Source organism: Rhizobium sp. AN68, from assembly GCF_030758035.1.
Classification (GTDB): Bacteria; Pseudomonadota; Alphaproteobacteria; order Rhizobiales; family Rhizobiaceae; genus Agrobacterium; species Agrobacterium tumefaciens.
On the sequence record NZ_JARWMI010000003.1, the window covers coordinates 2334508 to 2359596 of the forward strand.

23 protein-coding genes and 1 pseudogene are annotated in these 25089 nt (G+C 59.1%); 14 read left to right on the forward strand and 10 right to left on the reverse strand.

The window, feature by feature from the left end; all coding sequences use genetic code 11:
• The first annotated feature begins 28 nt into the window (after nucleotides 1–28).
• Nucleotides 29–904, forward strand: a complete 876-nt coding sequence (gene pdxY / locus RBH71_RS24470) for a pyridoxal kinase PdxY (RefSeq protein ID WP_003514069.1) — start codon at nucleotides 29–31, stop codon at nucleotides 902–904.
• 74 nt (nucleotides 905–978) lie between these two features.
• Nucleotides 979–1620, forward strand: a complete 642-nt coding sequence (locus RBH71_RS24475; protein ID WP_003514071.1) for a carbonic anhydrase — start codon at nucleotides 979–981, stop codon at nucleotides 1618–1620.
• A gap of 168 nt (nucleotides 1621–1788) precedes the next feature.
• Here the strand turns inward: RBH71_RS24475 and RBH71_RS24480 are convergent, their stop codons facing one another.
• Complete coding sequence (locus RBH71_RS24480) at nucleotides 1789–2604, reverse strand: lytic murein transglycosylase (RefSeq protein WP_003514072.1); 816 nt, start codon at nucleotides 2602–2604, stop codon at nucleotides 1789–1791.
• Nucleotides 2605–2819: 215 nt separating this feature from the next.
• Nucleotides 2820–3854: an aspartate-semialdehyde dehydrogenase gene (locus RBH71_RS24485; protein WP_003514078.1), complete on the reverse strand. Its 1035-nt coding sequence runs from the start codon at nucleotides 3852–3854 to the stop codon at nucleotides 2820–2822.
• A gap of 508 nt (nucleotides 3855–4362) precedes the next feature.
• Between RBH71_RS24485 and RBH71_RS24490 the strand changes: the two genes are divergently transcribed.
• The 3 genes from RBH71_RS24490 (at nucleotide 4363) to RBH71_RS24500 (ending at nucleotide 9462) form a co-directional block, all read left to right on the forward strand.
• Nucleotides 4363–6246 carry an MFS transporter gene (locus RBH71_RS24490; protein ID WP_003514082.1) on the forward strand — a complete coding sequence of 628 codons (1884 nt, stop codon included), beginning with the start codon at nucleotides 4363–4365 and terminating at the stop codon, nucleotides 6244–6246.
• A gap of 188 nt (nucleotides 6247–6434) precedes the next feature.
• A complete protein-coding gene (locus tag RBH71_RS24495) occupies nucleotides 6435–8009 on the forward strand; it encodes a Re/Si-specific NAD(P)(+) transhydrogenase subunit alpha (protein WP_003514084.1) in 1575 nt (524 codons plus the stop codon).
• Between the two features lie 19 nt (nucleotides 8010–8028).
• Nucleotides 8029–9462 (forward strand): NAD(P)(+) transhydrogenase (Re/Si-specific) subunit beta, encoded by a 1434-nt coding sequence (locus RBH71_RS24500; RefSeq protein WP_003514086.1) that lies wholly within the window; start codon nucleotides 8029–8031, stop codon nucleotides 9460–9462.
• A 171-nt stretch (nucleotides 9463–9633) separates the two neighbouring features.
• Here RBH71_RS24500 and rutF read toward each other — a convergent pair whose 3' ends face one another.
• The 7 genes from rutF to RBH71_RS24535 all read right to left on the reverse strand — a co-directional run bounded on the left by rutF (nucleotide 9634) and on the right by RBH71_RS24535 (nucleotide 14916).
• Nucleotides 9634–10158: an NADH-dependent FMN reductase RutF gene (gene rutF, locus RBH71_RS24505; protein WP_323687533.1), complete on the reverse strand. Its 525-nt coding sequence runs from the start codon at nucleotides 10156–10158 to the stop codon at nucleotides 9634–9636.
• A 26-nt stretch (nucleotides 10159–10184) separates the two neighbouring features.
• Nucleotides 10185–10775 carry a malonic semialdehyde reductase gene (locus RBH71_RS24510; protein ID WP_003514089.1) on the reverse strand — a complete coding sequence of 197 codons (591 nt, stop codon included), beginning with the start codon at nucleotides 10773–10775 and terminating at the stop codon, nucleotides 10185–10187.
• 17 nt (nucleotides 10776–10792) lie between these two features.
• Complete coding sequence (rutD, locus tag RBH71_RS24515; RefSeq protein WP_003514091.1) at nucleotides 10793–11584, reverse strand: pyrimidine utilization protein D; 792 nt, start codon at nucleotides 11582–11584, stop codon at nucleotides 10793–10795.
• Nucleotides 11585–11598: 14 nt separating this feature from the next.
• A complete protein-coding gene (rutC, locus tag RBH71_RS24520) occupies nucleotides 11599–11985 on the reverse strand; it encodes a pyrimidine utilization protein C (RefSeq protein ID WP_003492069.1) in 387 nt (128 codons plus the stop codon).
• Between the two features lie 26 nt (nucleotides 11986–12011).
• Nucleotides 12012–12752 (reverse strand): pyrimidine utilization protein B, encoded by a 741-nt coding sequence (gene rutB, locus RBH71_RS24525; RefSeq protein WP_323687534.1) that lies wholly within the window; start codon nucleotides 12750–12752, stop codon nucleotides 12012–12014.
• Nucleotides 12749–13840 carry a pyrimidine utilization protein A gene (gene rutA, locus RBH71_RS24530; protein ID WP_003504013.1) on the reverse strand — a complete coding sequence of 364 codons (1092 nt, stop codon included), beginning with the start codon at nucleotides 13838–13840 and terminating at the stop codon, nucleotides 12749–12751. Before rutA ends, rutB begins: the two co-directional genes overlap by 4 nt.
• 464 nt (nucleotides 13841–14304) lie before the next feature.
• Nucleotides 14305–14916, reverse strand: a complete 612-nt coding sequence (locus RBH71_RS24535) for a biliverdin-producing heme oxygenase (RefSeq protein ID WP_003514096.1) — start codon at nucleotides 14914–14916, stop codon at nucleotides 14305–14307.
• A gap of 281 nt (nucleotides 14917–15197) precedes the next feature.
• Here RBH71_RS24535 and RBH71_RS24540 point away from each other — a divergent pair, with 281 nt between their 5' ends.
• The 9 genes and pseudogenes from RBH71_RS24540 (at nucleotide 15198) to RBH71_RS24580 (ending at nucleotide 24160) form a co-directional block, all read left to right on the forward strand.
• On the forward strand, nucleotides 15198–16082 hold the full coding sequence (locus RBH71_RS24540; protein WP_003504010.1) for a dihydrodipicolinate synthase family protein: 885 nt from the start codon (nucleotides 15198–15200) through the stop codon (nucleotides 16080–16082).
• Between the two features lie 21 nt (nucleotides 16083–16103).
• Nucleotides 16104–16760, forward strand: a complete 657-nt coding sequence (locus RBH71_RS24545) for a GntR family transcriptional regulator (protein WP_003504009.1) — start codon at nucleotides 16104–16106, stop codon at nucleotides 16758–16760.
• A gap of 104 nt (nucleotides 16761–16864) precedes the next feature.
• Nucleotides 16865–18195, forward strand: a pseudogene (locus tag RBH71_RS24550) (ABC transporter substrate-binding protein).
• Nucleotides 18195–19133, forward strand: coding sequence for a carbohydrate ABC transporter permease (locus tag RBH71_RS24555; RefSeq protein ID WP_003514101.1), 939 nt, complete (start codon nucleotides 18195–18197; stop codon nucleotides 19131–19133). Before RBH71_RS24550 ends, RBH71_RS24555 begins: the two are co-directional and overlap by 1 nt.
• Nucleotides 19133–19969, forward strand: a complete 837-nt coding sequence (locus RBH71_RS24560) for a carbohydrate ABC transporter permease (RefSeq protein ID WP_003504003.1) — start codon at nucleotides 19133–19135, stop codon at nucleotides 19967–19969. The genes RBH71_RS24555 and RBH71_RS24560 overlap by 1 nt, the downstream gene beginning before the upstream one ends.
• 32 nt (nucleotides 19970–20001) lie before the next feature.
• Nucleotides 20002–21060: a sn-glycerol-3-phosphate ABC transporter ATP-binding protein UgpC gene (locus tag RBH71_RS24565; protein WP_323687535.1), complete on the forward strand. Its 1059-nt coding sequence runs from the start codon at nucleotides 20002–20004 to the stop codon at nucleotides 21058–21060.
• A 49-nt stretch (nucleotides 21061–21109) separates the two neighbouring features.
• Nucleotides 21110–22132 carry a sugar kinase gene (locus RBH71_RS24570; RefSeq protein ID WP_323687536.1) on the forward strand — a complete coding sequence of 341 codons (1023 nt, stop codon included), beginning with the start codon at nucleotides 21110–21112 and terminating at the stop codon, nucleotides 22130–22132.
• Nucleotides 22133–22214: 82 nt separating this feature from the next.
• Nucleotides 22215–23273, forward strand: coding sequence for a P1 family peptidase (locus RBH71_RS24575; RefSeq protein WP_003514107.1), 1059 nt, complete (start codon nucleotides 22215–22217; stop codon nucleotides 23271–23273).
• Between the two features lie 20 nt (nucleotides 23274–23293).
• On the forward strand, nucleotides 23294–24160 hold the full coding sequence (locus RBH71_RS24580) for a D-amino-acid transaminase (protein ID WP_003514109.1): 867 nt from the start codon (nucleotides 23294–23296) through the stop codon (nucleotides 24158–24160).
• A 6-nt stretch (nucleotides 24161–24166) separates the two neighbouring features.
• Here the strand turns inward: RBH71_RS24580 and RBH71_RS24585 are convergent, their stop codons facing one another.
• The gene (locus tag RBH71_RS24585) at nucleotides 24167–25063 is read right to left on the reverse strand and encodes a LysR substrate-binding domain-containing protein (RefSeq protein WP_003514111.1); all 897 of its coding nucleotides are present in this window, start codon (nucleotides 25061–25063) and stop codon (nucleotides 24167–24169) included.
• Between the last annotated feature and the right edge of the window lie 26 nt (nucleotides 25064–25089).

Below are 25089 nucleotides of genomic sequence, written 5' to 3' on the forward strand. Positions count from 1 at the left end.
TGTGGCGTTTGAAAACAAGAAGGCCGTGATGCAGGAAAATACCCAGGGCGCCGTCATCGTCATTTCCAGCCACGTCATGCGTGGATCGGTCGGCAACCGTGCCGCAGTCTTCGCGCTGGAGACCCTTGGCTATCCGGTATGGGCGGTGCCCACAATCGTTTTGCCCTGGCACCCCGGCCATGGCCCGTCCACCCGGATGCGCTTTCAGGACGACGACTTCGACAAGGCCATGACGGACCTCGAAAACGCCAAATGGATCGGCGAGGTCAAGGCTGTCCTGACCGGTTATTTCGGCAGCGCGTCGCAGGTGCGCTCCGTCGCAAGGCTGATCCGCAATCTCAAGGAAAAGAACCCGTCGCTGATTTATGCCTGTGACCCGGTCATGGGCGATCTGGGCGGACTATACATTCCCCTTGAGACTGCCGAAGCCATCCGCGATCACCTCATTCCGCTTGCCACCGTCGCCACGCCAAACCGTTATGAACTGGCCTGGATGAGCGGCGCCGAGCTTGAGACCAACAATGCCATCATGGATGCCGCGCTCGCACTCGGCCCGCCGAAAATGCTGGTCACCTCAGCCGTGTCGATGATGGCGGGCGGCACGGGAAATCTCTATTTGAGCGGCCGGCACGCGCTGATGGCGGAACACCGCGCCATAGAAGACGCACCGAACGGTCTCGGAGACCTGATGGCGGCGCTGTTCCTTGCCCGGCTGCTGGAAGGCATGGACGACGAGAAGGCGCTGCAACTGGCCACCGCCAGCGTGTTCGAAATTCTGGCGCGAACCAAAAAACGCGACATGAACGAATTGACGCTGGAGACGGATTCTTCAAGTCTCTCCACACCCATGGCGATGGTGCAGATGCGCCATCTCTTGCATCCTTCGCGCAGCAAGCGCAAATAGCGGCTAAAGGATTGGTCTTCAACGCACCGAGTTCTTCTCTTGATCTTGGTCCAAGCACAACGGTACTGCGATAGATGAAAGATTTTCCGGAAAACCTTCTCAACGGCTACAAGAACTTCATGAGCGGCCGCTATGCCGACGAGCGCGAAAGATACCGCGTTCTGGCTGATACCGGACAGAAACCGCAGACCCTGTTCATTGCCTGTTGTGACTCCCGTTCGGCGCCGGAAACGATTTTCGACTGCGGACCGGGAGAACTTTTCGTCGTGCGGAACGTCGCCAACATGGTGCCGCCCTTTGAGCCTGACGGTCAGTACCACGCCACATCAGCCGCCATCGAATATGCCGTGCAGGTTCTGAAGGTGAAGGACATCGTCGTCATGGGCCATGGCCGCTGCGGCGGCATTCAGGCCGCACTCGACCCCAATCTTGAACCTCTGTCACCCGGCGACTTCATCGGCAAATGGATGAACATGGTGAAATCCGCCGCCGAGCAGATCCAGAGCAACGACGTCATGACCGCTTCCGAGCGCCAGACGGCGCTGGAGCGCGTTTCCATTCGCAACTCCATCGCCAACCTGCGCGGCTTCCCCTTCGTCAAGGCGCAGGAAACCGCCGGCAAGGTGAAGCTGCATGGCGCCTGGTTCGATATCTCCACCGGCGAATTGTGGGTGATGGACGGCAAAACGGGCGACTTTCGCCGCCCGGACCTGTGATTGTCGAAACCTTCTCAAAGCTTCGTCACCCCGGACGTGATCCGGGGCCAAGCGCGATCAAGTCTTTGATTGCTTGGGATTGTTTTCACGGCGCAGACGCGCCGTGACTGGATGCCGGAACTAGTCCGGCATCACGGAAGTGGACGTTCCAATTGGGAGAAAGCGGCCTTATTGGCCGTCAATCGCCTTGCCGATAAACGCAATCGCCTGCTGATAAACGCTTGCAGCGTTCCAGCCCTGAATGGCCGCGTAATTCGTCTGCCCCTGCTGATAACCCGCACCGCGCTGCCAGCCGTGGCCGACAAGGAAGTTGGCCGTGGAGGCGAGCGCATCGGCGCGCGAACCGACGAGATCGATGCGTCCGTCGCGGTCGAAATCCACGCCGTAGCGCACAACGTTCAACGGCAGGAACTGCGTCTGGCCGATTTCGCCATGGGCAGCACCCTTGGCGTTAACGTTCAGCGAACCGCTGCCGACGAGCTTCAGGGCCGCATAAAGCTGCTCGGTAAAATAATCCGAACGGCGGCAGTCGAAAGAAAGCGTCGCCACGGCGGACAGCGTGTGCTGGTTGCCCATGAAGCCGCCAAATCCGGTTTCCATGCCCCAGATGGCGAGCAGCGGGCCGGCCGGCACACCATAGGCCTTTTCAATCGAGGCGAAGAGAGCCGCATTGTTCTTCTTCATGGTCTTGCCGCGCGAGATGATCGTCTGGCCGCCACGCTTCTGCATGAACTGGTCGAAGGACAGCTTGAAGCTGTGCTGGCCGCGATCGGCGCGGATGGTCGGCTGATTGTAGGAGACGCCGGAGAAGGCACGATCAAGCACCGAGGCGCTGACACCGCGGCTCGCCGCTTCCTGCTTGAAGGCACCGACCCAGGCGTCGAACCCTGCCGAAGTGTTGCCGCATTGCGCAGCCACAACCGGCGTCGCCGCCAAAACCGAGACCATGGCCACACCAGCCAGAATTGCCTTCATTGCCCGCATCAAAATCTGCCTTCGATATCCTTTGGGGAATTTATCCCGAGAACCAAAACGTCGCTGCTGTATGGGCTCGGGTGCCAAATTGCTTTTTGGCCGCCTAAATTGCCTTTTGGCAGCAAGGCCTGCAAATAAACTGGCCGTGATGATAGCCAATTGGAAAACCCGCCTGCCCCACACAGAACAGACGGGTTATACTTAACGAACCTTAAAAAATCGTATCAAGCCGCCGCCTTGCGGGGCTTGATGAGACCACGATTGACCAGGAGTTCGGCGATCTGGATGGCATTGAGGGCAGCGCCCTTGCGCAGATTGTCCGAAACAACCCAGATGTTGAGGCCGTTTTCAACCGTCGCATCCTCACGGATACGCGAAATATAGGTCGCATCCTCACCGGCGGATTCAACCGGGGTGATGTAGCCGCCATCTTCATGCTTGTCGATCACGAGGCAACCCGGCGCTTCGCGCAGGATATCACGCGCCTGATCGGCGGTGATCTCGTTTTCGAACTCGATGTTGACCGATTCCGAATGACCGATGAAAACAGGAACGCGCACGGCCGTGCAGGTTACCTTGATCTTCGGATCGAGCATCTTCTTGGTTTCGGCCAGAACCTTCCATTCTTCCTTGGTATAGCCGTCTTCCATGAAGACGTCGATATGCGGGATGACGTTGAAGGCGATGCGCTTGGTGAACTTCTTCGTTTCGACCGGATCGGCCACGAAGACGGCGCGTGTCTGCTGGAACAGCTCGTCCATGCCTTCCTTGCCAGCGCCCGAAACGGACTGGTAGGTGGAGACAACGACGCGCTTGATCTTGGCAAAGTCATGCAGCGGCTTCAGCGCGACAACGAGCTGGGCCGTGGAGCAATTCGGATTGGCGATGATGTTCTTGCGGGTGAAGCCCGAGATCGCGTCGGCATTGACTTCCGGAACGATCAGCGGAACGTCCTGGTCGTAGCGCCATGCAGACGAGTTATCGATGACGACGCAACCCTGCTGGCCGATCTTCGGCGACCACTTCTTGGAAATCTCGCCGCCGGCCGACATCAGGCAAATATCCGTGTCGGAAAAATCGTAGTTTTCGAGGTTGGAAACCTTCAGCGTGCGGTCGCCATAGGAAACTTCCGTACCCTGCGAGCGGGAGGAAGCGAGCGGCACGACTTCATCTGCCGGAAAACCACGTTCGGCCAGGATGTTGAGCATTTCGCGACCGACATTGCCGGTGGCGCCTACAATTGCAACTTTGAAACCCATGATCAAGCTCTCTTTCTGTCTCTCCTCTTTTGGGTGAGGTGGGGAACCCGCATCGCATTGCGGCTTCCTCGATCCCCAGCCAAACCGGGGAGAGAGCGGTGGCCAGAGACGTCAGACGGTTTTAATCGTCGTTTTGGCCGTAATTCGGATAGAATAAGAAAGACGCGGATCATCGCCGGCGGATTGTGCCGGTCCTTCCATGACAATCATGTCTGCAACATGCCTGCGCAAGGTGATGCTCCTTCTTCGCGAGAAGCTATTAGAAGGTTTGGTGTTCGTGTCAAGAAAAAAGGCACGTTGCGAGCGACCCGGCGCATAAGCGCAAATGCCACCTCGCGATATTTTTGCACGTTATGCATTAGACTAAAGTCATAATCCGAAAGCATCGCTCTCATTGGGGTTAATTTTCTGTCACTCTAACATTACGCGCATTGCACCCTTACGGGGGAGTCCGGAGGAGAGACAGGGCTCTGCAATGCGCTCATTTGACATCTGTGGAGGACAGACAATGGCAAACGTAGCAGCCGTGAGCGGCGCCGCCCGTCCCATGACGGGTGAGGAGAAGAAGGTGATTTTCGCCTCTTCTCTCGGAACAGTCTTCGAATGGTACGATTTTTATCTGTACGGCTCGCTCGCGATCTATATCGGCGCGAACTTCTTCAGCCAATATCCGGAAACGACACGTAACATCTTCGCGCTTCTGGCATTTGCCGCCGGCTTCCTCGTGCGCCCCTTCGGCGCCCTGGTGTTCGGGCGTCTCGGCGACATTGTCGGCCGTAAATACACCTTCCTGATCACCATTCTCATCATGGGCGTTTCGACATTCCTCGTCGGCGTCCTGCCCGGTGCATCGCAGATCGGCATCGCAGCCCCGATCATCCTGATCATCCTGCGCATGCTTCAGGGTCTGGCGCTTGGCGGCGAATATGGCGGTGCTGCAACTTATGTGGCCGAACACGCGCCCAACGGTCGCAGAGGCTATTACACCTCATGGATCCAGACGACGGCGACGCTCGGGCTCTTCCTGTCGCTGATGGTCATTCTCGGCGTGCAGTTCGCACTCGGCAAGGAAGCCTTCGCCGCCTGGGGCTGGCGTATTCCCTTCCTCGTTTCGGTTCTGCTGCTTGGCGTATCGGTCTGGATTCGTCTGAAAATGAACGAATCTCCTGCCTTCAAGAAGATGAAGGAAGAAGGCAAGACCTCCAAGGCACCACTCAGCGAAGCCTTCGGCCAGTGGAAAAACGCAAAGATCGCCCTGCTTGCCCTCGTCGGCGCCGTCATCGGTCAGGCCGTCGTCTGGTATACGGGCCAGTTCTATGCACTGTTCTTCCTGCAGAGCATTCTGAAGGTGGACGGCCAGTCGGCCAACATCATGGTCGCGGCGGCCCTCATCCTCGGCACGGGCTTCTTCGTGCTCTTCGGCTGGCTTTCCGACAAGATCGGCCGCAAGCCGATCATCATGGCGGGTCTCGTTCTCGCGATGCTGACCTACTTCCCGCTGTTCAAGGCGCTCACATGGGCGGGCAACCCGGCACTGGCGCAAGCACAAGCCAGCGTTCGCGCCACCGTGACCGCTGCTCCGGGAGACTGCAAATTCCAGTTCAACCCGACAGGTACGGCGAAATTCACCACATCCTGCGATATCGCCACCTCGTTCCTGACACGCAACTCCGTTCCCTATGACGTCGTTGCTGGAGCGGCTGGAACGCCGGCAAGCGTCAAGATCGGCGACGCCACCATTGCGAGCTACGACGCCATCGCAGCCGGCGCGGATGCTGCCGCAAAAGACAGGGCCTTCCAGAAACAGGTCAACATCGCGCTGCATGACGGCGGCTACCCGCTGGTGCGCGGCGTAGCACAGGTGCCGGACGCAAAACTGGATGCCTTCATTGCCGCCAACCCGGAACTCAACCTCAATGCGGAAGCCGTTCGCGCCGCCGACAAGAAGATGGTGGCGACCGACAAGCTGGTGGCCGACAAGTTGCTGACGCCGGCCGAGACCGCCGGAGCGGCGGAAATGGCCGTCTACAGCATTGCCGGTGGTGGTACCTTCGCCATGGTCGCCGATCCGGCTGCCGTGAACTGGGTCGTCATCATCGCGGTCCTGACCGTCCTCGTGATCTACGTGACGATGGTCTACGGCCCGATTGCGGCCCTGCTGGTCGAACTGTTCCCGACCCGCATCCGCTACTCCGGCATGTCGCTGCCCTACCATATCGGCAACGGCTGGTTCGGCGGCCTGCTGCCCGCCACCGCTTTTGCGATGAGCGCGGCGAAGGGCGATATCTATTACGGCCTCTGGTACCCGATCGTTTTCGCAGGCATCACGCTGGTCATCGGCCTGCTGTTCCTGCCGGAAACCAAGGATCGCGACATCCACACCATGGAGTGAGCGGTTTCGCTCCCGACGATAGAGACCCGGCGCTGACGCGCCGGGTTTTTTATTGCCGCAGTACCGCCAGTGCCCGAACTGGCCTTTCGCAGGCTGTCAATCCGCCGCAGGTAGAAACCGCCAAAAACAAGACAAAAACGCTCGAAATAGGCTATGACGCCCTATCGTGCGGAAAAGGGAGAGCCATTTTGAAAATCGGGACGCCTAAGGAATTATATGATGGCGAGGCGCGCGTCGGCATGACGCCCGACAGCGCGCAAGGCTTGCAGAAACTCGGATATGATTGCATCCTCGAAACAGGCGCGGGCAAGGCGGCGGGATTTTCCGACGACGCCTATCGCGCAGCCGGTGTCACCATCGTTGATAGCGCCGATGCGCTTTATACCGGTGCCGACATCATCGCCAAGGTTCGTCCGCCGGAAACGTCGGAGATTGATCGCCTGTCTTCGGACAAGACGCTGATCTCGTTCTTCTATCCCGCACAGAACAAGGACCTTCTGGAGCAGGCGAAGGAAAAGGGCGCAAATGTCATCGCAATGGACATGGTGCCGCGCATTTCCCGCGCCCAGAAAATGGACGCGCTGTCCTCCATGGCCAACATCGCCGGCTATCGCGCCGTCATCGAGGCCGGCAATAATTTCGGCCGCTTCTTCACCGGTCAGGTAACCGCCGCCGGCAAGGTGCCGCCCGCCAAGGTGCTGGTCATCGGTGCCGGCGTTGCCGGTCTTGCCGCCATCGGCACGGCAACCTCGCTCGGCGCCATTACCTATGCCTTCGACGTGCGCCCGGAAGTGGCCGAACAGATCGAATCCATGGGCGCCGAATTCGTCTATCTCGATTTCGCCGACCAGAGCCAGGATGGCGCAGCGACCGGCGGTTACGCCGCCCCCTCCTCGCCGGAATTCCGCGAAAAGCAGCTTGAGAAATTCCGCGAGCTGGCACCGCAGATCGATATCGTCATCACCACGGCGCTGATACCCGGCCGTGACGCCCCGAAGCTGTGGCTGGCCGACATGGTGGCGGCAATGAAGCCGGGTTCGGTCATCATCGATCTCGCCGCCGAGCGCGGTGGCAATTGCGATCTCACGGTGCCCGACCAGCGCGTCGTCTCGGACAATGGCGTCATCGTCATCGGCTATACGGATTTCCCGAGCCGCATGGCCACGCAGGCCTCAACGCTCTATTCCACCAACATCCGTCACATGATGACCGATCTGACGCCCGCAAAGGACGGCAAGGTCGTTCACAACATGGAAGACGACGTCATCCGCGGTGCGACCGTCACCTATCAGGGCGACATCACCTTTCCGCCACCGCCACCGAAGATCCAGGCCATCGCCGCGCAGAAACCCAAGGAACGAGCAAAAGAGCTTACGCCTGAGGAAAAGCACGCCAAGGAACGGGCCGAGTTCAAGGCGCAGACGAAAAGCCAGGTCGGTCTGCTCGTCATCGGTACGGCGGCCCTGCTTCTCGTCGGCCTTTACGCGCCGGCAAGCTTCATGAGCCATTTCATCGTCTTCGTGCTCGCCTGCTTTATCGGCTTCTCCGTCATCTGGAATGTCAGCCACTCGCTGCACACGCCGCTGATGGCGGTGACGAACGCGATTTCCGGCATCGTCATTATCGGCGCGCTGCTGCAGATCGGTTCCGGCAACTGGCTGGTGGTGATCCTCGCCTCACTTTCCGTCCTGATCGCGACGATCAACATCGTCGGCGGTTTCCTCGTGACACGGCGCATGCTCGCCATGTTCCAGAAGTCCTGAGCCGTGTAGGGGACACATAATGACCATTGGTATCGTTTCCGCGGCCTATGTTGCCGCAGCCGTTCTTTTCATCCTCTCCCTCGGTGGTCTTTCCGGGCAGGAAAGCGCCAAGCGCGCCGTCTGGTACGGCATAACAGGCATGGGTCTTGCCATTGTCGCCACGGTCTTCGGACCTGATGTCGGCAACTGGTTCATCGTACTTCTGATGCTGGCGGGTGGCGCCGTTCTCGGCTACTTCGTCGCAAACCGCGTGCAGATGACCGAGATGCCGCAGCTTGTTGCAGCACTTCACTCCTTTGTCGGTCTGGCCGCCGTCTTCATCGGCTTCAACGCCCATATCGAGGAAGCGCATGTCGCCTCGCTCGATGAGACGGCGCGTTCCCTGTTGACAGGCTTTTCCGCCCTCCTCGCCCACAAGACGCCGGTAGAACTGGCAATCATGAAGGTTGAGGTCTTCCTCGGCGTCTTCATCGGCGCCGTCACCTTCACCGGTTCCGTCGTCGCCTTCGGCAAGCTTGCCGGCAAGGTGGACGGCAAGGCGAAGAAGCTTCCGGGCGGACACGTCCTCAATGCCGGTGCCGCGATCCTGTCGCTCGTCCTGCTCATCATGTATTGCAACGGTGCTGGCGCATGGACGCTGGTGCTGATGACGCTTGCCGCCTTCTTCATCGGCTATCACCTGATCATGGGTATCGGCGGCGCAGACATGCCTGTCGTCGTCTCGATGCTGAACAGCTATTCCGGCTGGGCGGCGGCCGCCATCGGCTTCACGCTCGGCAACGATCTCCTGATCGTTACCGGTGCGCTTGTCGGCTCCTCGGGTGCGATCCTGTCCTACATCATGTGCAAGGCCATGAACCGCTCCTTCATCTCGGTCATCCTCGGCGGCTTCGGCGGCACGACGGGTCCGGCGATGGAAATCGAGGGCGAGCAGGTGGCAATCGATGCCGAAGGCGTGGCATCAGCGCTGAACGACGCTGACAGCGTCATCATCGTGCCCGGTTACGGCATGGCGGTGGCACAGGCGCAACAGGCCGTTTCCGAACTGACCCGCAAGCTGCGCGCCGACGGCAAGACCGTGCGTTTCGCCATCCACCCGGTTGCGGGTCGTCTTCCCGGCCACATGAACGTGCTGCTCGCCGAAGCAAAGGTGCCCTACGACATCGTGCTGGAAATGGACGAGATCAACGACGATTTCCCCAATACCGACGTTGTCATCGTCATCGGCTCCAACGACATCGTCAACCCGGCGGCACAGGACGATCCCAACTCGCCCATCGCCGGCATGCCGGTTCTGGAAGTATGGAAATCCAAGCTGGTCATCGTTTCCAAGCGCGGCCAGGGCACGGGCTATTCCGGCATCGAGAACCCGCTGTTCTACAAGGACAACACCCGCATGTTCTACGGCGATGCGAAGAAGTCGATCAACGATCTTTTGCCGCTGATCAAGTAATGAAAAGGGCGTTTCCGGTTTCCAGGAGCGCCCTTCTTACTGACGTGAAAAGAAAGCTCCGCCGTCATCCTCGGGCTTGTCCCGGTTGCAGATCCTCGGGACAAGCCCGAGGATGACGGCGCGCAAATAGCTGATCGTGAGTTAAGGGTAAACCGGCCCCAGAGACCGCTCTCAAAGCACCCGGTAACGCCGGTTGAAATACATCAGTGCTTCGTCGCCCTCATTGATCTTCATATCGACGACATCGCAGATCAGGATATCGTGCGTGCCGCCATCATGTGCCTCGCGAATGCGGCAATCGAAGGAGACCAGTGCGTCCTCCAGAACAGGCGAGTCGGTTTCGAGCACGCCCCAGCTTCCGGCAGCGAAACGTTCTTCCGCCGGTGTCTTGCCGCCGAACAGGGTGCTCAGCACCTCGTGCTTGGAAGCAAGCGTGTTGACGCAGATGACGCCATTGCCCTTCACCACATTATAAGCGGAAGAGCCGCGGTTGAGGCAGACGAGAAGCGTGGGCGGATTGTCGGAAACGCTGCAAACGGCCGTCGCTGCAAATCCCGCACGGCCTGCCGCACCGTCCGTGGTGACGATGTTGACTGCCGCACCGAGCCGCGCCATGGCATTTCTATAATCGAGGCTGCGTTCCTGTGCAGTCTTCGTCTCCATTTCCGCTTCCTTTTCAAGAGACATCATCCGCATCTAAACCATCCTTCCTTAACAGGCCCTCAAGCCAGAACACAGGCGTCTTCGAACGCAAGTCGCGGCAGGCGGCCGAACAGCTTCGACGGATCGCCGTAACCAAGATTGATGAGGAAATTGGATTTCCACGTCGTACCCGCAAAAAAAGCGGCATCCACCTTGCCCTTGTCGAAACCGGACATGGCTCCGGTATCAAGCCCGAGCGCGCGGGCGGCAAGAATGAGATAACCGGCTTGCAGCGTGGCATTGCGGAATGCCGTTTCCTCGGCCATCGCCGCACTGGAGGTGAACCAGGAACGCGCATCGGCATGGGGAAACAGCACCGGCAGCTTCTCGTAAAATTCGCTGTCGATGGCAGCGATGACCGTGACGGGTGCTGCCATGGTCTTTTCCAGATTGCCCGAAGAAAGCGCCGGCCTCAATTTTTCCTTGGCTTCCGGGCTGCGCACGAAAACGAAACGCGCCGGCGAGCAATTGGCCGAAGTCGGCCCCATCTTCGTCAGGTCATAAAGCGCTGTCAGCGTCTCATCCCCGATTGGCTTGTCCGTCCAGCCATTGTGGGTGCGTGCCTCGGTGAAAAGTGTTGCCAATGCAGCGTCGTCCAATGCTCTCGTCATTTTACTCTCAAATCCCGTCAGAATGTTTGTGTTGCCGGTAGCAGAAACTGCAAAAGCCGCGCGTTGAAAAGGTCAGAATCGGTGATATTGACCGCATGCGCTCCGAAATCGAGAAGGCAAAGCTCGCTTTGCGGCAAACCTTCCGCAAGACGCAGCGACCGGGTATAGGGCACCAGAAGATCGTCCTTGGTTGCCACTACCAGAACCGGATTGCCGATCTCGCGGAGGCGCGCGTCGATATCAAAGGCCCGGAGCGCCGCGATGCGCCGAAGCACATTCGCCCTGCCCTGAAAATGCGCGACGCCATGCGCATCGTCACGTGCCAGCCGCTCCTGATGCTCTGACATCCAGGCCGCCGGATAAAGAAACAGCGGCTGGGCTTTCACGAAAGCCTCGACACCGGATTTTTCCAGAAGCTCGATCCGCACATCGAAGCAGCGCCCGGAATGCGGATCGGCCTTGCTCCAGGCATTGATAAGAACAAGCCTGTCGATGAGGCCGGGCTTGCGAAGCGCGATATCGAGTCCGATCAGACCGCCAAGCGCATGGCCCATGAAGTGAAATTTTTCGAGGTTCAGCGCCGAGACGATCTCAAGCACATCATCGGCCATCGCCGATATGCCGCCATCTGCCGGCACCTCGCCGCCGGTCCGGCCAGTTCCGCGATGGTCATAGGTAACGATCCGGAAATGGCTGGAAAGGGCCTCGATCTGCGGCGCCCAATAGGCGCCCGATCCACCCAGCCCCGATGACAGCAGGATACTGGGCGCCTCAGGCTCGGCCCGGCCATGAACCTCGAAATGCATCATTTTGCCGTTTCGCCTTACTTGCCGATATGTGCGACGGTGGCGATTTCCACCAGTGCATCAGGCTTTACGAGGCCACACTGGATGCAATAACGCGCGGGCTTGTCGCCGGGGAAATATTCGGCATAGACCGTGTTCACGGCCTGGTAATTCGCCCAGTCGGTGATGAAGATGTGGTTCATCGTCACGTCCTCCATCGTGCCGCCGGCGGTCTCAATAACGGATTTGATGGTTTCCAGAACATGGCGTGTCTGGGCGCTGGCATCGCCCACATGCACGACATTATTGTCCTTGTCGAATGGCAGCGTTCCGGAAACGTAAACCACGCCATCGGCAAGGGTTCCCGGCGAAAAAGGGGCGATGGGTTTGCTTGTACCGGCAGGCACGACGATCTTCTTCGGCATTTCATTCTCCTCTTTGTGTTTGGGGATCAATCCCTGACGGGTGCGGCCTGCGAGATGACGCCGCAGAAATCATTGACAGTTGCCACCCAGCCGAAAAATTTCTCGACATTGTAGACCGTCGCCTGCTGGATGTAGTCCGGGCCCAGATGATGCGTGGCATCCTCCAGCATCACCCCAAAATATTCGAGATGGAAAGCGTCGCGCAGCGAGCTACCGACGCAGACATTGGTGGCGATGCCGACGAACACCAGATTGCGGATGCCGCGGGCGCGCAGGACGCTGTCCATATTGGTGTTAAAAAAACCGCTGTAACGCGTCTTCGGCACCAAGATATCGCCGGGCTGGGGCTGCAACTCGTCAACGATGGCATAGTCCCATGTGCCCTTGGCCAACAGCTGGCCCTGCAATTCCGGCCTTTTGCGCATCGTCTTCAGCGCGTTGGACTTGTGCCAGTTGGGCGAACCCGGCCCACCGGCCTCGACATAATCCTTGTCCCAGCCATTCTGGAAATAGATGACCTGAACACCTGCCGCCCGCGCTGCATCCAGCGTCTTCTTGATGTTGGCGATGGTGCCCTTGGCGCCGGAAATATCGAACCCGGCAAGATCGACATAACCGCCCTCGGTCGAATAGGCGTTCTGCATGTCGACCACGACAACGGCGGTCTCGCTGGGCTTGAGGGTAATCGGCTCCGGCCTTGCGGGAAGTGTGACACTTTCCGAACGGCTTTCCGGCCCCTTGTAACCCGCCACGACGGCTTCACTCATTCCGCTGCCTCCAGTTCGGCCAGCACATGCTGGCGGCTCTTCATCAGCGGCTGTACATATTTGCCGAATTTTTCGACGCCTTCGAGAAAATCGTCAAAGGTCAGCATCACGCCACCCGTTCCCGGCACTTCGCTCATTTCATCCAGCATCGCCGCTACTTCCTCATAGGAGCCAATCAGCGTTCCCATGTTGATGTTGACCGCCGAGACGGGATTGGACATGTGCCGGACATTGGTATCAGAGCCGGACTTGGTGTCGACAGAACTCTGCAGGCCGAGCCACTTGATCGCGTCCTCATCCGCGCCCGCCTTGTAATGCTCCCACTTCGCCCAGGCATCCTCGGATTTTTCTTCCGCGAGGATCATGGTCAGCACGACGGATTTAACCTCGCGACCCGACTTTTCCGTTGCCGCCAGAAGTCGCTCATTGGTGGGTGCAAAAGCCTTTGGCGTATTGACGCCGACGCCGAAGCAGAAGCTGTAATCGGCGAATTTGGCAGAGAACGCCATGCCGGAATTGGAGGAACCGGCGCAGATGAGCTTCACATCCCCCTGCGGCACCGGCTTCATGCGGCAATCATCCATCTGGAAGAACTTGCCCTTGAAGTCCGACTGCCCTTCCGTCAGTAGTTCCTTCAGCACGGAGGTATATTCGCCGAGATATTCATAGCGATCACCGAAATAATCGTCGCCCGGCCAAAGCCCCATCTGGCTGTATTCAGGACGCTGCCAGCCGGTAATAAGGTTGATGCCGAAACGCCCGCCGGAAATGGAATCGATCGTCGTCGCCATGCGCGCAACGATGGCCGGCGGCATGACAAGCGTGGCGGCGGTGCCGAACAGCTTGATCTTGGAGGTCACGGCGGCGAGGCCCGCCATCAGGGTGAAGGATTCCAGATTATAATCCCAGAACTCGGTCTTGCCGCCAAAGCCGCGCAGCTTGATCATCGACAGTGCGAAATCGAAGCCGTACTTTTCCGCCTTCAGCGTGATTTCCTTGTTCAGGTCGAAGCTTGGCTTGTATTGCGGCGCGTTCTCGGAAAGGAGCCACCCATTATTCCCGATCGGTATAAAAACACCAACTTCCATCTCGCTGTTCCCTTTTTTGGCATCAGGCGTTTTCCTGATTTGAAGAAAGAGTAGCAGGTTCCGTGCCAGACGAAAAAAAATAATTTTATCAATTGGATAATTTTTTGGAGGCCAATTTCTTTTTACCAAAAGATAAAAATTTTATCATTTGGTAAATTAACATGCCTGTTTATTCGGCAAATATCGAACGCAATGTGCGGGAAATGAGTGGCTCTCACAATGGTTCTGAAGCGTTGCACGACAGCCGAAAACCACTCCTCCGTCACGCCGGACTTGATCCTGTATCCAGCCGCGGCCCGTCCGCGCCGCCAATAGAGCCCCGCGCGATCAAACACTTGATCGCACTAGACCCCGGACCAAGCCCGGGGTGACGGCGTGAGGATGCTAAGACGAGGTCAGCACGAATGTGCAACGAGGCATTTCAAGCGCTGTGAAGACAACCAGCGACAAGCTATGCCAAAACCTCAACCGAGGCGTTGCTGCGCGTAGGCATGCACGGCCCTGAAGGCGGCTTCGGCGCCGGCGACGACCCGCTCCTCTTCTTCGATGGTCAGCGAAATTTCATCGAGCGCGGCCGTAAAGGTACGCCAATGCAGGCCGCGCCCTTCCGGAGCGCCGGCCAGATGGCGCGCGCCGAATTCTTCGGTGAGGCCAAGCTTGGCTGCATCTTTCAGAAGGAAAGCCGCGCCGAGGTTCGAGCCTTCGACCACATAAAGCCAGCCCATGGCCTCAGGTAGATCGAACGGCGTTTCGCTGGTAAAGCGCGGCTCGTTTGTTTCAGGAATGGCGTGTCCCAGATCGGCAAGGTCCTGCTCTATCATGGAGAGACGGCGACGACCCTTAAGATCAGGCAGCAGGCCATCAAGCGTTTCATTGGAGAAAAACGCATCGAGGTCGCGATGGAAAAGATATTGCGTTTCCACGAATTTGCCGAAGTTCTCCCGGCTCTCGAACGGCTTCGCTGCCATGATGAATGTGTCGAGACCACCATGCGCGCCACGCGTGGCAGCCCTCAGGCGCTTCACGCGGCTCTGCTCGATCTCTTCCACAGGCGCTGATGGCTCCACAATGGTCATGACGCTTCCCTTTATCCCATATTCAGATTGCCTGATAAAAATCTTTACTTAAACAGTCAAATTTATTTTAGCATTTTTCCTGTGCATCGCTAAAAAATGGCATTCGCGTAAACCGGTGTAAACATTCCATGCCCCCACCGGGCGCAACACCGATCCTGAGGCAGCTTTAGAAGCCAATTCCCCCCATTCCAGCCTCCTGAACAATCATTCTGCAATTACCGCTTTACAACTAACATGTCAGTGTGCCATCAATCTGCAGCCATCTTGGAGGAGCATCTTAATTGACCCAGAAATTCGGCCTTTCGGCAGCACTGACGACCCCTTTCAAAACTGACGGAACCGTCGATACAGACGCCATGATCGCGCATGCCCGCCGTTGCCTTGCAAATGGTTGCGACAGCGTGACACTCTTCGGCACCACCGGCGAGGGATGCTCCGTCGGCAGCCGCGAACGGCAGGTCATTCTCTCCCGCTTCATCGAGGCAGGCATTGCGCCTTCCCGTCTGGTCACCGGCGTTCTCGTGGATTCCATCGAGGATGCGGCCGACCAGTCCGCCGAGGCCCTGAACGCAGGTGCCCGTAATATTCTTCTGGCCCCACCATCCTATTTCAAGAATGTCAGCGATGACGGCCTGTTTGCCTGGTTCTCGGCAGTTTTCGAAAAGATCGGCAAGGGCGCGCGCGACATTCTCGTCTATAACATCCCTTCCGTGACCATGGTAACACTGTCGGTCGAACTGGTGGGGCGGCTGAGACAAGCGTTTCCGGGCATCGTCACCGGCGTGAAGGACTCCTCAGGCAACTGGAGCCACACAGAGCGCCTGCTGAAAGAACACGGCGATCTCGCCATTCTGATCGGCGATGAGCGTGATCTGGCCAAGGGCGTTCGCCTGGGCGGTCAGGGAGCCATCTCCGGCGTTGCCAATTTCCTGACGCAGGAAGTCCGCGCCATGGCCGTTGACGGCAAGGACGATGCGCGCATCGTCGATCTTGTTGTGGAACTTCTGAAATTTCCGGTTACGCCCGCCGTCAAGGTGCTGGTATCACACACGACAGGGGAAAATATCTGGTCTGACGTGCGCGCGCCGCTCGTTGCCATTTCACCGGAGGGCCGGCGGCAGATCGAAGGCGCATTCGACGCGCTGTTTCGCAAACAGGCCGCCTGAACAGACCTTGAAAGGTTGAGCATGGACGATACCGGCGAACAGACATTGCGGGAACGGGCGTATGAAAGCTTTACGCATCACCTTCTCTCGCGCGACGTTCGCCCTGGGCAATTCATCTCGCAACGCCGCCTCGTGGAATTGACGGGTCTGCCGCTGGGCGCGATCCGGGAAGCAATTCCACGGCTGGAGGCGGAAGGTCTGATCAAGACCGTGCCGCAGCGGGGATTGCAGGTCGCCCATATCGACATCAACCTCATCCGCGAGGCGTTCCAGTTCCGGATCTTTCTCGAGAAGGAGGCCGTGGCGCTCTTTACGCGTTCGGCCTCGGACGAGACCATCGCCAAGCTGTTGAAACAGCACCGCGATATCGTCGAGGCGACGGAAAACGGTGGGGAATCGCCGGAGCTGGACCAGCACGCGCAGCAGGTGGACTGGGGCATGCACGACGCCTTCATCGATAGTCTCGGCAATTCGATCATCTCGAACGCCTACAGGGTCAACTCCATCAAGATGCGCCTCATCAATCAGGAGCGCTTTCGCATCGCAGGCCATGTCAAATCGGTGATGAAAGAACACCTCGCCATTCTCGAAGCCATTGAGAAGCGATCTGTCGAAGACGCTGTGGAGCGGCTGACCGCCCATATCCGCAACGCAAGGGACAGGGCGCTGGCAGTATAGGGCAATTCCGGTAGGGCAGAAGAAAGGTCCTGCCCGGAATTGCATGAAAATAAGCAACAAGCCGGAGGTGAGGAGAATTTCCGGCTAACTGGAGGAGAACTGACATGACGCATTCATTGCTCAACCCCACGCGTCGCGCCTTTCTGGCAGGCACGGCAGCGATCGGTGGCAGCGCGGTGCTCGGCATCCGCCCCGCATCGGCGGCGGTGAACTGGAAAAAACACGCCGGCACCACGCTTGAAGTCAACCTGGTCAAAAGCCCGCGCAGCGAAACGCTGATCAAATATCTGGGCGAATTCGAGGAACTGACCGGCATCAAGGTCAATGCCGAAGCAACACCTGAACAGCAGCAGCGCCAGAAGGTGGTAATCGAGCTTTCCTCCGGCAAGCCGAGCTTCGACGTCGTTCATCTGAGCTACCACGTGCAGAAGAGACAGTTCGAAAAGGGCAAGTGGCTGGCCGATATCAGCGGCTTCCTGAAGGACCCTTCGCTGACCGATCCGTCCCTCGTCGAAAAGGATTTTGCCGAAGCCGGCATGCTGTTTGCCAAGGATAGCGACGGCGTGCTGCGCTCGCTGCCCTTCTCGGTGGATTACTGGATCGTCTACTGGAACAAGGAACTCTTCGAAGCCAAGGGCCTGAAATACCCTGAGACCTTCGAGGAACTGGTGACGGCAGCGGAAAAGATCACCGATCCCGCAACCAACACCTACGGTTTCGTCGCCCGCGGCCTGAAGAACGCCAACACCCCGGTCTGGACTTCGTTGATGCTGGGTTACGGCGCAAAGCCGATCGGCGCGGACGGAAAGGTCGACACCGATCCAAGGAAGCGGTCGAGGCCGCGAAACTCTATCAACGCTTGATGACCAAAGCCGCCCCTCCCGGCGTTTCCGGCTTCAACTGGGCCGAAGCGCAGTCTGCCTTCCTTCAGGGCAAGATCGGCATGTGGTTCGATGGCGTCGGTTTTGCACCGCCGATCGAAAACCCGGAAAAATCCCGCGTTGTCGGCAAGGTCGGTTACGGTGTCATGCCGAAGGGCCCGGCAGTACAGGCGGCCGGCACCTTCGGCGATGGCCTCGGTGTCGTCGAAGCCAGCAGCAAGAAGGAAGCGGCCTACCTCTTCTGCCAATGGGCGATTTCGCACGACATGGGTGCGCGCCTGCTGCAGGCAGGTGCGGGTGTTCCATTCCGCCAGTCCATCCTCGAAGACCAGAAGGTGCGCGAAGGCGTGAAGATGCCGGCCGCCTGGCTGGATGCGGTCGTCGGTTCCGGCAAGGTCTCGCAGCTTGCCCTGCCGGTCATCATTCCGGTCACGGAATTCCGCGACATCTACGGCGTCGGCCTCACCAACATGATCGGCGGCGCCGACCCGGCAGCTGAGTTGAAAAAAGCGACGGAACAGTTCGCACCCGTTCTGGCGCGTAGCGAGGGATAATGGCCTCCGTGAGCATCGAAAACACCAAAACAGGCGTCAGCCGGAAAGAAGGGAGCAGGCCCGCAAGGCTTGCTCCCAACTACTGGCCTTTCGTTATACCGGCACTTGTCGTTATCTCGGCGGTGATCGTTTTTCCGTGGGTCTTCACCCTGTGGATGAGCGTGCATCGCTGGACGCTCGGACAGGAGCAGAGCTTTATCGGTTTCGATAACTATATAAGGCTCGCAAGCGACGTGAGGTTCTGGGAATCGCTCTGGCACACCCTCATCTATACCGTGCTGTCCGTCGTCGCTCCGCTGTTTCTGGGAACATTGGCGGCGCTGGTTTTCGATGCGCAGTTTCCGCTGCGCGGTTTTCTGCGCGGCGTGTTCGTGATGCCGATGATGGCGACCCCGGTCGCCATCGCGCTCGTCTGGACCATGATGTTCCACCCGCAGCTCGGCGTTCTGAACTATCTCTTGTCCTTCATCCATATCGGACCGCTGGAATGGATCTACAACCAGTCCACCGTCATCCCCTCGCTGGTGCTGGTGGAAACCTGGCAATGGACGCCGCTCGTCATGCTGATCGTGCTCGGCGGACTGGCTGCAGTACCCCGCGAACCCTATGAGAGCGCCGAAATCGATGGTGCCAACGCCTGGCAGAAGTTTCGTTACCTGACCATGCCGATGATCGCGCCGTTCCTGATGATCGCCGTCATCATCCGCTCCATCGATGCCGTCAAAAGCTTCGACATCATCTACGCGATGACGCAGGGCGGACCCGGCACGGCCTCGGAAACCATCAACATCTACCTCTACAACACGGCGTTTTCCTACTACGATATCGGTTACGGCTCGGCCATGGCCGTCGTCTTCTTCATCATCATCGTGGCGCTGTCCTTTGTGCTGTTGATGGTGCGCCAGCGTGCGCAATGGAACGAGATGGAGGATCGCTGATGGCTCGCCAATTGCTCAAACGTAAAAACCTCGACCGCATCGGCCTGTTTTTCGTGGCGCTGGTGATGATTTCGCCTGTCATCCTCTTCTTCATCTGGATGATTTCGCTATCGCTGAAATATGAAATCGACAACGGCGCCTATCCGCCGATCCTCATCCCCGAGCGTTTCGCATGGTCGAACTATGTGAAGGTGTTCGAGGAGAATAATTTCTTCCTCTATTTCTGGAATTCGGTGCTCGTCACCGGTGCGGCCACCATTCTGGCGCTGGTGATCGGCGTGCCCGCCGGTTACGGCATCGCCCGGCTGAAGGCGGAAAAGTCGGCTGTCGTCATCATGATCGCCCGCATGACGCCCGGCCTCTCCTTCCTCATTCCGCTGTTCCTGCTGTTCCAATGGCTGAACCTGCTCGGCACACTCTGGCCGCAGATCATCATCCATCTCGTGGTGACGGTTCCGATCGTGGTCTGGATCATGATCGGTTATTTCGAAACCACGCCGAAGGAACTGGAAGAAGCGGCAAGCATCGATGGCGCATCCTCCTGGCAGGTGTTCCGGCTGGTGGCGTTGCCGATTGCCAAGCCCGGCATCGTCGTTTCCTTTATCCTCGCGGTCATCTTCTCGTGGAACAACTTCGTCTTCGGCATCGTGCTGGCCAGCCGTGAAACGCGCACCCTGCCGGTGGCGGTCTACAACATGCTGTCCTTCGAACAGGTGAGCTGGGGACCGCTTGCCGCAGCCGCGCTGATCGTGACGCTGCCGGTGCTGCTGCTCACCATGTTCGCGCAGAAACAGATCGTGGCGGGCCTGACCGCCGGCGCCGTCAAGGGCGGCTGAATCAACCAATTAAAAATACGGGAACCAAAAACATGGCACCGGTCAATATTCTAAACGTCCAGAAGCGCTTCGGCGCGGTCAATATCATCCACGGCATCGATATCGATATCAAGGATGGCGAATTTGTCGTGCTGGTCGGCCCTTCCGGCTGCGGCAAATCCACCCTGCTGCGCATGATTGCGGGGCTTGAGGAAGTCAGCGACGGCGAAATCCACATCGGCGCGCGTGAGGTGAGCAACCTGCCTGCCCGCGACCGCGATATCGCCATGGTCTTCCAGAACTACGCCCTTTATCCGCACATGACGGTGAAGGATAATATGGGCTTCGCGCTGAAGCTGAAGAAGGTGAGCGCCGACGAAACCAAGGCCAAGGTCGACAAGGCCGCCGCCATTCTGGGGCTGGACAAGCTGCTCGACCGTTATCCGCGCCAGCTTTCGGGCGGCCAGCGCCAGCGTGTGGCCATGGGACGCGCGCTGGTGCGCGATCCGCAGGTCTTCCTGTTTGACGAACCGCTGTCAAACCTCGACGCCAAGCTGCGCGTGCAGATGCGCGGCGAGATAAAGGCCATGCACCAGCGCATCGGCACCACCACCATCTACGTCACGCACGACCAGGTGGAAGCCATGACCATGGCCGACAAGATCGTGGTGCTGCATGACGGCGTGATCGAGCAGATCGGCGCACCGCTCGAGCTTTACGACCGTCCGGCCAACCTCTTCGTTGCCGGTTTCATTGGTTCGCCTGCGATGAATTTCATTCGTGGACGCGTCGAAGAAGGCGTGTTCCGCACTGTGAAGGGCTTAAGCCTTCCCCTGCCCGCCAACAGCGACATCGCCGCACCGGGCGGCCGCGACCTCGTCTACGGCGTGCGCCCGGAACATATCCGTGCAGCAAGCGGCGGTATCGAAGGCCGGGTCGAACTGGTCGAAGGCACCGGCTCGGAAATCTATGCCAAGCTGAACTGCAATGGCGACGAGATTGCCTGCCTGTTCCGCGAGCGGCTGGACGTGCGGTTCGGCGATAAGATCCATATCGCCATCGACCCGGAAATGGTTCACCTTTTCGACAAGGCAACCGGCAAGCGCATCTAAGGCGCATGCCGAGTAAAATTGCGTAAGACAAAGACATAGGGTGACGGGCATGGACAGCCAACACGAGAGCCGCAAACATGTGCTGTGCGTGGGTGCAGCCGTGCTCGACACCCTGTTTCGCGTCCATGACATGCCAAAGGGCGAAGGCAAGGTCCTGCCCTACGAAATGTTGCAGATCGCCGAGGGCATGGCATCCAGCGCAGCCTATGCGGTGCACCGCATGGGCGGGCGCGCCAGCCTTTGGGGTGCTGTGGGCGACGACGAGACCGGAACCCGCATCCTGCGCGATCTCGCCGAAAGCGGTATCGACACCACAGGCATGACAGTCGCCGCCGGCGCACGCTCCGCACTCTCCACGATCATTATCGATGATCGCGGCGAGCGGCTGATCGTGCCTTTTTATGATCACAGGCTGCATGAGAAAAAGCGCTCCTGCACACCAGCGGACCTCGCCGCTTACGACGCCGTGCTGGTGGATGTGCGCTGGCCGGAACTGGCGCTCGATGTTCTTGATGTGGCACGCGCGCTCGGCAAACACGCCATTCTCGACGGCGACGTCGCGCCGGTCGAAATCCTCGAAAAGCTCGCACCCGCCGCGACCCACATCGTTTTTTCCGAACCCGCCGCCGCCCGGCTGACGGGGCTTGAGACGGTAGAGGACATGCTGCCGGTGCTGCACGCCCGCTACCCGCAAACCTTCATCGCCGTCACCGCCGGACCGGCAGGCTGCTGGTGGACGGAAGCTGGCGATCCCACTGTCCATTTTCAGGAAACGATGCAGGTCAAGGCGGTGGATACGCTGGCGGCAGGCGACATTTTCCACGGCACCTTTGCGCTTGCCATAGCCGAAGGCATGGAAAGCCGCGCCGCCATCCGGCTCTCCTCCGTTGCCGCTGCGCTCAAATGCACGGTCTTCGGCGGCCGCATCGGCGCACCCACACGCGAAGAGACCGAAGACGCGATGCGGCAATGGCTGGAGCGTGAACGGGACCGGCGCTACGCGCCTTCTGAGCGCATCCATTGCCCGCATAAAACTATTCCATTTTTGCGATGCCGTTTCCCGGCGAACTAGGCTAACGTCAAGTCAGAGCAAAGCTTTTCGCAAGCCGCGCTTGTTCCACCTTGAGCCTGCATTCCGCAAAAGTGATCGCCCGATGCATCAGACGACCCGCCCGAGACTGCGCGATATCGGCTTGCCGCCCGGCCATTTCGAGACCGGCCCGCTCAATGCCATCACCGATGTCGAAGGCGTGACGATCGGCCATTCGACCGTCATCGAAGGCGACACGATCCGCACCGGCGCAACCGCGATCCTGCCGCATGGCGGCAATCTTTTTCAGGACAAGGTGCCTGCGGGTTTTGCGGTCTATAACGGCTTTGGCAAATTTGCCGGCTCGACCCAGATCGAGGAACTCGGCGAACTCGAAACGCCTGTCATCCTCACCAATACGCTTGCAACCGGCCGGGCAATCGAGACGATCAACCGCCACACACTGGCGCAGCCGGGTAACGAAAAAGTGGTGTCGATCAATGCGGTCGTCGGAGAGACCAACGATTCCCGCCTCAACGACATCCGCGCTGGACGCCCGACCGTCGAGGAAATTTCGGCCGCGCTGAAAAACGCTGCCACAGGCCCGGTGGCCGAGGGCGGCGTTGGAGCCGGGACCGGCACGGTGGCTTTCGGCATGAAGGGCGGCATCGGAACCGCATCCCGCATCGTCACCGTCGCGGGGGAGGCCTATACGCTCGGCGTTCTCGTGCAGTCCAATTATGGCGGCCATCTTCTCGTCTGTGGCAAAGCCTATGTGAGCCCGGAGCACAAGGACAAGGACGGCTCGATTGTCATCATCATCGCAACCGATGCGCCGCTGTCGTCGCGCAATTTGAAGCGCTTGGCCGCTAGGAGCTTCGGCGGCCTCTCGCGCACCGGTGCGGCACTGAGCAATGGTTCCGGCGATTACGCGCTGGCATTTTCGACCAACGAGCGCCTTCGCCGCACGCCCGCACGCCGTAAGGCAGTTACAGACTATCCTGAGCTCTCCAACGATGCGATCTCGCCGCTCTTCGAAGCCGCAATAGAGGCAACCGAGGAGGCGATCCTCAATTCGCTCTGCGCGTCAACAACAACATCAGGCTTCAACGCTGGAACCGGCAAGGCCGCAACGGTTGAGGCCATTTGCATCGATACCCTTAAAACCCTTCTTTCAGCCTGACTTTTCCAGACGGAGTTTTCATGACTAGCCAATCCGGTCGCATCGTTTATCTCAACGGCGAATTTCTGCCCGAGGCGGAAGCCCGCCTTTCCATCTTCGACCGCGGCTTCCTGTTCGGCGACGGCATTTATGAAGTCACCTCCGTTCTCGAAGGCAAGCTGATCGACAGCGACCTGCACATGGCGCGGCTGGAACGCAGCGCCCGCGAAATCGACGTGCCGCTGCCGGTCACAACAAAGGAAATCGTCGAGGCCGAACGTCGCCTGATTGCCGACAACAACCTTGTCGAAGGCATGATCTACCTGCAACTGACGCGCGGCGCGGAAGACCGCAACTTCCTGTTTTCCGCCGATTTGAAGCCGACGCTGGTGATGTTCACGCAGGCCAAGAAACTCGTCGGCACCGCCGTGGAAGAGGCCGGCATTGCGGTCAAATCCGTTCCCGACCAGCGCTGGGCGCGCCGTGATATCAAGACCGTCTGCCTGCTGCCGCAGGTCATGGCAAAACGCATCGCCAAGGCTGAAGGCTGCGATGAGGCGTGGATGATCGAGGATGGTTTCGTCACCGAAGGCGCATCCTCCACCGCCTATATCATCACCGGCGACAGGAAGATCATCACCCGCGGCAACAGCAACAAGACCCTGCCCGGCTGCACCCGCCTTGCCGCCCTGCAACTGGCCAAGGAGGCCGGTTTCACGCTGGAAGAACGGCCTTTCACGCTGGAAGAGGCGATGAACGCAGACGAAGCCTGCCTGACCAGCGCCTCCAACTTCGTGGTTTCGGTGACGAAGATCGACGGCAAGCCGGTGGGTGATGGCAAACCAGGCGCGATGGTGAAACGCCTGCGCGCGCTCTATCTCGAAAACGCCCACCGCACCGCGATCTGACCGGGATCAATCTTCGAGAACCGCCCATATGCGCTCGACAACGGGACGGCGGTTCTCCTTGGAACGATAAAGCCGGATATCCACGGCAATATCGAAACTGTGATCGGCGGCACGCACCAGCGCGCCGCTATCCAGCTCGTGCCGCATCAGGCTTTCCGGCACCCAGGCAACACCCCATCCCGCCATCGCCATGGCTTTCAGCCCCACCGACATGCTGCCCTCATGCACCCGCTCGAATTTCGGCAGGCGCGCACTCAGGAGATCGCGCAACAGCGGCCCGAAGAACGATGCTTTTTCGTAATCCAGATAGGCAAAGGGTTTTTTCGCGCTTTCCGTCAGGCTGTGCAGCGGTGCGCCGTCCTCTGTGGGGGCGGAAACGGGAATGATGTTTTCCGCGCCAAGCACGCGGAATTCGAAGGTCTGCGCATCGAGCAGCATCGGCACTTCGGGGTGGGCGTAGGTCAGAAGGAAATCGCTCTGCCCGTCCACCAGCGAATTGAGGTTCTCCTCCATGCTGCCGGAATCAGGCCGCAGAACCGAAAACAGCGGTCCCGCCTTCTCGTTCACCCGTTTCAGCCAGTCCGGGAAGAAGGTGAAAGACAGCGTGTGCAGCGCCGTCAGCCGCACTGTTCTGGCATCCTCACCGTCTTCCTGCAACAGGGTGCGACGGGCGTGGTAAAGCTGCTTCAGGGTTTCCTGCGCCACCGGAACGAACTTCACCCCGGCCTCGGTCAGCCGTGAGGGATAGGAAGCGCGATCGACCAGCGTCGCGCCCACCCAGGCTTCCAGCTGCTTGATCCTCCGGCTGAAAGCGGATTGCGTCACATGCCGCTCTTCCGCCGCCTTCGAAAAATTGAGCGTTCCGGCCAGCGCCAGGAAATCCTCGAGCCATTTGACTTCCAAGGGCCTGTTCTCCCACAAAGATGTTG